The following is a 9,007-nucleotide window of genomic DNA, read 5'->3' on the forward strand; positions in this document are numbered from 1 at the left end:
ACTGTCGGTAAACGGATCGTAATGCAGAGTAAAGGCCCGGAATAGTTTTTCCGAGCAAATGGACTAATAAATCCCCCTGATGAGTGAAGTGGCTAATTAGTCGGCTTGTCGTATTAATTCCTTCTCGGGTCCCGTGCGACCTTGGCGGCGCTGTCGCCCTCCAAGAGAAGGAAGTAGGTGGACCGAACATGGCTGCCACTCGCAGGTTCGCCGCCCCACGAAGAACCGCCGCGACACACCGAATTGCTGCGGGTACCGCCGCCGCAGCGGTCTGCGCCGTATCGCTCGCCGGATGTGCGAGCCAGGACACGGGCGGGCAGTCGGCACCCGGTCCGCAGAAGGCGAAGCCCGCGGCACCCGTGCCGCAGAACGCGGTCCGGCTGATCGGCGACGGTTCCACCGCCTACACCGGCGCGCAGCCGCATCTGCCCAGGCCCGAACGGCTCAAGCCCGGTCAGAAGCCCCCGCAGTTCGTGGTGTTCTCCTGGGACGGCGCCGGTGAGGACGGCCAGAAACTGTTCTCCCACTTCCGCGGGGTCGCCCGGGCGAACAACGCGACGATGACGTACTTCCTCAGCGGCGTGTACATGCTTCCGGACCACAAGCGTGACCTGTACCGGCCCCCGCAGCACTCCCCGGGCCGCTCCGACATCGGCTTCAACGACGCGGAGGGAATCAGGGACACCGTGAAGCAGCTGCGCCTGGCGTGGCTGGAGGGCAACGAGATCGGGACGCACTTCAACGGCCACTTCTGCGGCAGCGGCGGTGGAGTCGGCGAGTGGTCGGTGGAGGAGTGGAAGGACGAGATCACTCAGGCGAAACGATTCGTCAAGTCCTGGAAGACCAACATCGGTGCGAAGACGGCGTCTCCACTGCCCTTCGACTACGACAAGGAGCTCATCGGAGCCCGCACGCCCTGTCTGGAAGGCCGCAAGAACTTCGTCAAGGCGGCCCGCGAGATGGGCTTCCGCTATGACTCCAGCGGCGTCAACAACCAGCTCTGGCCCCTGAAGAGAGAGGGCCTGTGGGATCTGTCGATGCAGCTCGTGCCGTTCCCGGGGCACTCCTACGAGCAGCTCACCATGGACTACAACTTCATGGTCAACCAGTCGGGCACCACGAGCCAGGGTGACCCCACCAAGCACAGGTTCTGGGGCGACCAGATGCGGGACGGCCTGCTCATGGGCTTCCGCCGTGCCTACGAGGGCAACCGCGCGCCCCTGATCATCGGCAACCACTTCGAGTCCTGGAACGGCGGCACCTATATGCGCGCCGTCGAGGAGGTCGTCGAGGCCGTCTGCAACAAGCCCGACGTGCGCTGCGTGTCCTTCCGGCAGCTCGCCGACTGGCTCGACGCCCAGGACCCGGCGACCCTGCGGAAGCTGCGCACCCTGGAGGTCGGCGAGGCCCCGCAGGAGGGCTGGGCGTCCTTCCTGTCGGCACACCCCGCACCCGCCCCGAAGGGTGTGCCCGGGGCTCCGCCGCTCAAGCGGTAGGCGTCAGGGAGGCGTTGCCCCCGGGCAGGGCGCACACGCTCTCCCCGAGCACGAATCCGGGGTCGATCTGCGCCGCCAGGTCGGCCCCGGTGCGCTCGTTCCCCCAGGACCGGGCGTTCTTCAGGTGGAAGTGCACCATCTGGCGGGTGTAGCGCTCCCAGTCCCGCAACTCGTACGTCGCGTCCACGGCCGTGCGCAGCCGGCGCAGGGAGAGGTGGTTCTCTTCCTCCAGGAGGTCGAACCGGGGCGGACGGCCCTTCTCCATGGAGCGCACCCAGTCCGAGTGCCCGACGGTCACCAGCAGGTCGTCCCCGACCTCGGCGCGGAGGAAGTCGAGGTCGTCCTGTCCCTGCACCTTGTTGCCGACGACCTTCAGGACGACTCCGAAGTCGCGGGCGTACTCCCGGTACTGGCGATAGACGGAGACCCCCTTCCGGGTCGGCTCGGCGACGAGGAACGTGATGTCGAAACGGGTGAACATGCCGGAGGCGAAGGAGTCCGAGCCCGCTGTCATGTCGACCACGACGTATTCACCGGGGCCGTCCACCAGGTGGTTCAGGAACAGCTCCACCGCCGCGGTCTTGGAGTGGTAGCAGGCGACCCCGAGATCGGACTCGGTGAAGGGCCCGGTGACCATCAAACGGACGGCGCCGCCGTCGAGTTCCACCGGTCGGGCGCAGGCGTCGTACACCGGGTTCGGCTCGCACACCTGCAGCAGCCGTGACCCCTCGCCGGGCGGTGTCGTCTTGATCATCGTCCGGGCCGAGGTGATCCGCGGGTTCGCGCCGCGCAGATGATCCTTGATCAGCGCCAGCTGCTCGCCCATCGCCGGCACCGCGGCGGCCTGCGCGTCGTCCAGGCCGAGTGCGGCAGCCAGATGCTGGTTGATGTCCGCGTCGACGGCCACGACCGGCGCGCCCGTGGCCACGAGGTGGCGGATGAACAGAGAGGACAGGGTCGTCTTGCCGCTGCCGCCCTTCCCGACGAAAGCAATTTTCATGTTCACCAACGGTAGTCGAGCAATAGCTGTAAGTGGCAATCGGGTGGAGAAGGCCACTCGATCGAGGGGTGCGGGCGACCGAAGGGGCGCGCGGCTCGTTGGGGGCGGCGGGCGCCTGAGGGGTGGGCGCGTAATGTCGTACTCATGAGTACGACAGGTGCGTCCGCCGATCCGCTCGCGGCCCTCGGTTCGCTGCCCGGGGTGCCCGAGTCCGTGGAGTCCGTGCGCAAGGCGGTGGACCGGGTCTACGGGCACCGGATCATGCGACGCCGCAGCAACGAGATCACCTCCGAGGCGGCCCTGCGCGGCGCTCGCGGCTCGGCTGCCCTCTCGGGCGCGGACTGGGCGCTCGAAGAGGTGCGCAGGCGTACCGACTTCAGCGGCGACGACGAGGCGCGCGTCGTGGGAGCGTCCCTTCGGCTGACGGCCGAGGCGGGCCAACTGCTGTCCATCTGGCGGCAGTCACCGCTGCGGGTGCTCGCCCGGCTGCATCTGGTGGCGGCGGCGAACAACGAGGACGAGGTCGGGCGTCCGCGCCAGGCCGGCGAGCCGGTCGACGAGCCTCTGATCGAGCTTCCGCTGCCGAGTGCCGCGGAGGTGCACGGCCGACTGGACGGACTCGCGGAGCTGATCATCGCGGGCGGCTCGGCGCCCGCCCTGGTGACGGCGGCCGTCGTGCACGGCGAACTCCTCGCGCTGCGCCCGTTCACCTCCCACAACGGCCTCGTCGCCCGTACGGCCGAACGGATCGTCCTGGTCGGCAGCGGTCTCGACCCCAAGTCCGTCTGCCCGGCGGAGGTCGGCCACGCGGAACTCGGCCGCGCGGCCTATCTGGCGGCGCTCGAAGGCTATGTCTCCGGCACTCCCGACGGCGTGGCCGCGTGGATCGCCCACTGCGGCAAGGCGGTCGAGCTCGGGGCGCGCGAGTCGACGGCGGTGTGCGAGGCGCTTCAGCGCGGGGCGGCGTAGCGGGAGGCGTCTCGGCGGGGCTCGGCGCACGCGCGCGTGAGGCTTCGTCGAGTTCCGGGAATCCCGCGCGGTGCCCACAAGAGTTGCGGCGGTACGAGTATTCGTACCGCCGCTGGCATGTTCACCGGGTTACCAGGCGTCCTCGATATGTTGCCCATCAGGTCGGGAACTTTGCCCGTCACCTGGTGCGGCTGGCCCGTAATCGACGGGTCGACGTCGCGTGGGTGCCCAATGTTCATGCTCGGTCCGTGGGGCCAAATGCGTATTTAAGGTGATCCTCTCGGATGTCCTTGGTCTCGCGGGCCGTTGACTCCTTTGTACTCCAGGTCACAACCAAGCGGAAGGCCTGCCCGCAGTTCTTTACTTTTGCTCTCAAATCGCTGCAAACGGGCACCGGTTTGTCGAGAGGGTTGTGCGGATAGCGGAAGGCGCAGGTCAGGCAGGCGCCGCACGGCGTCGGTTCGCGTACCAGACCAGGCCCGCCGTGGCCGCCGCGGCTCCTATGGCGGCCGCCGCGACCAGTGCCGGACGCGGCGGTACGGAGAAGGAGGGGATCCGCTGCTTGAGCCGGACGGGGCGGTGGAAATCGAGAATCGGCCACCCGCGCGCGAGTGCCTCGCGGCGCAGCGCGCGGTCCGGGTTGACGGCGTGCGGGTGTCCGACCGTCTCCAGCATCGGCAGGTCGGTCGCCGAGTCGCTGTAGGCGTAGCAGCGGTCGAGGTCGTAGCCCTCGGACTTGGCGAGCTCCTTGATGGCCTCGGCCTTCGTCGGGCCGTACGCGTAGTACTCCACCTCACCGGTGAAGCAGCCGTCGTCGCCCACGACCATGCGGGTGGCGACCACGCGGTCGGCTCCGAGCAGCTCGCCGATGGGTTCGACCACCTCGGCGCCCGAGGTGGACACGATCACCACGTCGCGGCCGGCGATGTGGTGCTCCTCGATGAGGGAGGCGGCCTCGTCGTAGATGATCGGGTCGATCAGGTCGTGCAGCGTCTCGGCGACGATCTCCTTGACCTGCTGGACGTTCCAGCCGCGGACGAGCGCGGAGAGGTACTTCCGCGTGCGCTCCATCTGGTCATGGTCCATACCGCCCACTCGGAAGACGAACTGGGCATATGCGGTCCGCAAGGCGGCCCTGCGGTTGATCAGGCCGCCTTGGTAGAACGACTTGCTGAAGGTGAGCGTGCTCGACTTCGCAATGACCGTCTTGTCCAGGTCAAAGAAGGCCGCTGTGCGGGGCAAGGAGTGGTTTTCCACGACCCTGAGCATAGGCGGAGCCCATTCGGCGTAAGGTGGGCGCGTGGGTTTGCCTGAGAGGGCTCTCGGGTACACCATGGAAGTCACGGATCGTTCGCGACCGTGCTAACCCGGTCCGACTCCTCCCCCCCCGAGTCGGCCGTGGAGACGACCCCCGCTCTCCCCCCCGGCGGGGGTCGTCGCATGTCCGGGTGGGTTTTCCTCTTTCCAGCACGGCCGCAGGGCTGTGGCGAGGCGGCTGCGGCCGCCTGTTCGGCATGCTCATGATTGGTTACGGTGTGTAGTCGTCGCGCTGCTCTGCGGGAGTCGCACAGGGGTCGGTGCAGGGGTCACCGGTTTGGGTGACGGCGATATTCACAACTACCGAGTTGTCCACAGTTATCGACCAAGATCCACACGATTTCCGGGATCGCTGCACCGTGATTCCAGCGCGTCCGCTCGGGCCGACTTGATGGCCGGTTCTGGTTAGTCGGGTGCGTTTGGCCGGTTCGTATCGGCCGTTCATATGGAGGCCGTTTGCCGGTTCTTCACACGTTTGGGAATCGCGGGGCCGCAGGGCTGCGCGAGTGATGCAGCGAAGGGGGACGGAAACCGTGACCGCAGTCGTCACACACGATCCGCCGCCCGCCGCCTCCGGGCGGCCGGGCAGGCCGTTGATCGTCACGGAAGACGCCGAACTGCTGGACGACCTGCTGCGCCTGTGCGCCGCGGCCGGTGCCACGCCCGAGGTCCACCACGGAGTGCCCGAGCCCAGAGGCAGTTGGGAGGCCGCACCGCTGGTCCTGGTCGGCGACGACGCCGCACGCCGTGTGCGCGCCGCCGGGCGCAGGAGCGGGGTGGTGCTGGTGGGCCGGGACCAGGACGACGCAGGGGTCTGGCGTCGGGCCGTCGAGATCGGCGCGGACCACGTCCTGATGCTGCCCGACGGCGAGCAGTGGCTGGTCGACCGCATCGCCGATGTCGTCGAGGGTGTCGGCCGCCCCGCTCTCACCGTCGGGGTCATCGGTGGCCGAGGCGGTGCGGGCGCCTCCACGCTCGCGTGCGCTCTCGCTGTCACCGCCGCGCACGAGGGACTGCGCACCCTGCTCGTGGACGGCGACCCGCTGGGCGGCGGACTCGACGTCCTCCTCGGGGGCGAGGCCACCGAGGGCCTGCGCTGGCCCTCGTTCGCCGGCTCGCGCGGGCGGCTCGGCAGCGGCGCGCTGGAGGAGGCACTGCCGAAGCTGCACTCCCTGCGGGTCCTGAGCTGGGATCGCGGCGAATCCGTCGCCGTTCCGCCGCAGGCGATGCGAGCGGTGCTCGCTGCGGCACGGCGCCGGGGCGGCACGGTCGTCGTCGACCTGCCCCGCCGTATCGACGACGGGGTCGCCGAAGCCCTCGCCCAACTCGACGTCGGGATCCTCGTGGTCCCCGCCGAACTGCGCGCCGTCGCAGCCGCCCGGCAGGTGGCCTCGGCGGTCCGGCTCGTCCTACGGGACCTGCGGGTGGCGGTACGCGGCCCCTACGCCCCCGGACTCGACGACCGCGAGGTGGCTCGGCTGCTGGACCTGCCGCTGGTGGGCGAGGTACCGGTCGAACCCGGGCTGACGCGACCGCACGACACCGACGAACCGCCGGGCGCGGCCGGACGGGGACCGCTGGCGCGCTTCTGCCGGGAGTTCTGGGAGCGCTCACTGCTTGAGGCGAGGGCGGTATGAGTACGACGTCGGGGCTGGGCCGGGTGTGTGAGGGCGAGGCCGGGGTGGTGCGGGCCGCGTCGGGGCGGCGGCCGTCGGGTGGTGGGTTGCCTGAACAGGGGCGGTCGGGTCGTGGGATTCGGGAGGGAACGGCTGCGAGGGGTGGCTCGGGTGGCGTCGCTGAGGGGTGGCGGGTGTCGCAAGGGGCGGTGAGTGCGGGTGGCTCGGGTGGCGCGCCTGCTGGGTGGCGGGTGCCGCAGGCGGACGTGAGTGCGGGTGGCTCTGGTGGCGCTGTTGCCGGGTGGCGGGTGCAGCAGGGGGCGGTGAGTGCGGACGGCTCGGGAGGCGTTGCTGCCGGGTGGCAGGTGTCGCAAGGCGAGGCGAGTACGGGTGGCTCTGGTGGCGCCGCTGCCGGGTGGCAGGTTCCGCAGGGCGCGCTGGGTGCGGGCGGCCGGAGAGGGGCGGTGGTACGGACCGGTCCGTCGGCCGGGAACTGGGCGGAGGCGCCGACAGTCGAGGGAGGCGTGCCGTCGGAGCTGCTGGACGGGGTGCGGCAGTGGCTGGCCGAGAGCGGGGCCGAGCCGACTCCCGCGAGGGTGGCGCAGGCTCTGCGGGAGCAGGGCAGGGTGCTGGGGGACGCCGAAGTCCTCGGGGCCGCCGAGCAGTTGCGGTCCGAACTGATCGGGAGCGGGCCCCTCGAACCACTGCTCACCGACCCCTCGGTGACGGACGTGCTGGTGTCGGCGCCGGACCGGGTGTGGGTGGACCGGGGCGGCGGCCTGGAGCTGACGTCCGTGTCCTTCCCTGACGCGGCTGCCGTACGGCGTCTCGCGCAGCGCCTGGCCGCGGTGGCCGGGCGGCGACTGGACGACGCGCGCCCCTGGGTGGACGCCCGGCTGCCCGACGGGACTCGGCTGCACGCTGTGCTGCCACCCGTCGCGGTCGGCTGCGCGTGCCTGTCGCTGCGCGTCGTACGGCCGCGGGCGTTCACGCTCGACGAACTGGTCGCGGCCGGCACGGTGCCGCCGGGCGGGGACCGGGTGTTGCGCGCGCTGATCGGCGCACGGCTGTCGTTCCTGATCAGCGGAGGCACAGGCACCGGCAAGACCACGCTGCTGAGCGCGTTGCTCGGACTGGTCGGGGACGGCGAGCGGATCGTGCTCGCCGAGGACTCCGCGGAGCTTCGACCCGACCATCCGCATGTCGTACGGCTCGAGAGCAGGCCCGCCAACCAGGAGGGAGCCGGGCTCGTCAGCCTTGAGGACCTGGTGCGCCAGGCACTGCGGATGCGGCCGGATCGCCTGGTCGTGGGCGAGGTGCGCGGACCTGAAGTCGTCCACCTGCTGGCCGCGTTGAACACGGGCCACGAAGGCGGGTGCGGCACCGTCCACGCCAACGCGGCGGCCGATGTGCCGGCTCGGCTGGAGGCGCTCGGCACGGCGGCCGGGCTCGACCGGGCTGCGCTGCACAGCCAGTTGGCGGCTGCCCTGTCGGTCGTACTTCACCTCATGCGGGACCGGACAGGGCGTCGGCGGATCGCCGAGGTGCATGTCCTGGAGCGGGATCCGTCGGGGTTGGTGCGGACCGTGCCCGCGCTGCGGTGGGGCCCGGACGCGTTCGCGCACGAGCGGGGGTGGGAGCGGCTGCGGGCGCTGCTCCTGGGCGAGGGCGTCGGAGCGCCGAGGCCCGGTGAACGTGAGGGACGAGGTGATGGGGGTGGGTGAGATGTCGGCCGGCGCGGCCGTGCTGTTCCTCGGTGTCGCGGTCTGGCTGCTGGGCGGGCCGGACTCCGGTGCTCGACGGGCGCAGTTGCTGCTGGCCGGTGGCGGTGCGGTGGGCGCCGGGCCCGCCGACTGGCGGCGGTTGGCAGGGGAGCTGCGGCGGCTGCGGGCGCGGATCCGTGCCGAATGGTGGGCGGCTGCTGTCGGGCTGGTGCTGGCGCTGCTGGGTTCGTCGGTGCTGCCGGTCGTCGCGGGGGCGGCCGGGGTGCCGTTGCTTCGGAGGGTGCGGCTGGCACGGGAGGCACGCCGGGCGCGGGAGCGTCGGATGGCGGCGGTGATCGTGCTGTGCGCGACGCTCGCCGGGGAGGTACGGGCCGGCCGGCAGCCGGGTGAGGCGCTGCTGCGGGCGGCGTGGGACTCCGGTGGGCTCGGAGAGGCGCAGCCCGCGGTGCTGGCTGCGGCGAAGTTCGGCGGAGATGTGCCGGGTGCGCTCGCCTCGGCGGCACGGCACCCGGGTGCCGAGGGCCTGTTGGGTCTGGCGGCGTGCTGGCGGGTGGCCGTGGACCAGGGCGCGGGGCTCGCGGCCGGGCTCGACCGGTTGGAAGCCGCACTGCGGGCCGAGCGGGACCAGCGTGCCGATCTGCGCGCCCAGTTGGCGGGAGCCAGATCGACGGTGCTGATGCTCGCCGGGTTGCCGGTCCTGGGGCTGCTGCTCGGCGCCGCGATGGGAGCCGACCCGCTGCACGTACTGCTGCACACCGGGGCCGGGCTCGGGTGCTTGGTCGTGGGCGGGGTGCTGGAAGGGCTGGGGATGTGGTGGGCGACTCGGATTGTGCGAGGGGCCGAGGCGGCGTGAGGGCTGAGTGGGAGGGCGAGTGAGGGGTGGGC

The 9,007-nt window shown here is 70.9% G+C and carries 7 protein-coding genes; 5 read left to right on the forward strand and 2 right to left on the reverse strand.

Going from position 1 to position 9,007, the window contains the following annotated elements; translation table 11 throughout:
- Positions 1 to 188: 188 nt before the first annotated feature.
- The gene (locus tag ACGFW6_RS37155; protein WP_393520319.1) at positions 189 to 1,496 is read left to right on the forward strand and encodes a hypothetical protein; all 1,308 of its coding nucleotides are present in this window, start codon (positions 189 to 191) and stop codon (positions 1,494 to 1,496) included.
- Here ACGFW6_RS37155 and ACGFW6_RS37160 read toward each other — a convergent pair.
- A complete protein-coding gene (locus ACGFW6_RS37160; RefSeq protein ID WP_393520321.1) occupies positions 1,486 to 2,496 on the reverse strand; it encodes an ATP-binding protein in 1,011 nt (336 codons plus the stop codon). The two genes, ACGFW6_RS37155 and ACGFW6_RS37160, sit on opposite strands and share 11 nt — an antisense overlap.
- A gap of 144 nt (positions 2,497 to 2,640) precedes the next feature.
- Between ACGFW6_RS37160 and ACGFW6_RS37165 the strand changes: the two genes are divergently transcribed.
- Positions 2,641 to 3,465 carry an oxidoreductase gene (locus ACGFW6_RS37165; RefSeq protein WP_393520323.1) on the forward strand — a complete coding sequence of 275 codons (825 nt, stop codon included), beginning with the start codon at positions 2,641 to 2,643 and terminating at the stop codon, positions 3,463 to 3,465.
- Between the two features lie 435 nt (positions 3,466 to 3,900).
- Here the strand turns inward: ACGFW6_RS37165 and ACGFW6_RS37170 are convergent, their stop codons facing one another.
- Positions 3,901 to 4,734, reverse strand: a complete 834-nt coding sequence (locus tag ACGFW6_RS37170; RefSeq protein WP_393520325.1) for an HAD family hydrolase — start codon at positions 4,732 to 4,734, stop codon at positions 3,901 to 3,903.
- Between the two features lie 557 nt (positions 4,735 to 5,291).
- Here ACGFW6_RS37170 and ssd point away from each other — a divergent pair.
- The 3 genes from ssd to ACGFW6_RS37185 all read left to right on the forward strand — a co-directional run bounded on the left by ssd (position 5,292) and on the right by ACGFW6_RS37185 (position 8,975).
- Positions 5,292 to 6,419, forward strand: coding sequence for a septum site-determining protein Ssd (gene ssd, locus ACGFW6_RS37175; RefSeq protein ID WP_393520337.1), 1,128 nt, complete (start codon positions 5,292 to 5,294; stop codon positions 6,417 to 6,419).
- Positions 6,420 to 6,922: 503 nt separating this feature from the next.
- Positions 6,923 to 8,122, forward strand: coding sequence for a TadA family conjugal transfer-associated ATPase (locus ACGFW6_RS37180; RefSeq protein ID WP_393520327.1), 1,200 nt, complete (start codon positions 6,923 to 6,925; stop codon positions 8,120 to 8,122).
- Positions 8,109 to 8,975, forward strand: coding sequence for a type II secretion system F family protein (locus tag ACGFW6_RS37185; RefSeq protein ID WP_393520329.1), 867 nt, complete (start codon positions 8,109 to 8,111; stop codon positions 8,973 to 8,975). Before ACGFW6_RS37180 ends, ACGFW6_RS37185 begins: the two co-directional genes overlap by 14 nt.
- Positions 8,976 to 9,007 lie beyond the last annotated feature (32 nt).

Source organism: Streptomyces sp. Y7, assembly GCF_043195415.1.
GTDB lineage: Bacteria > Actinomycetota > Actinomycetes > Streptomycetales > Streptomycetaceae > Streptomyces.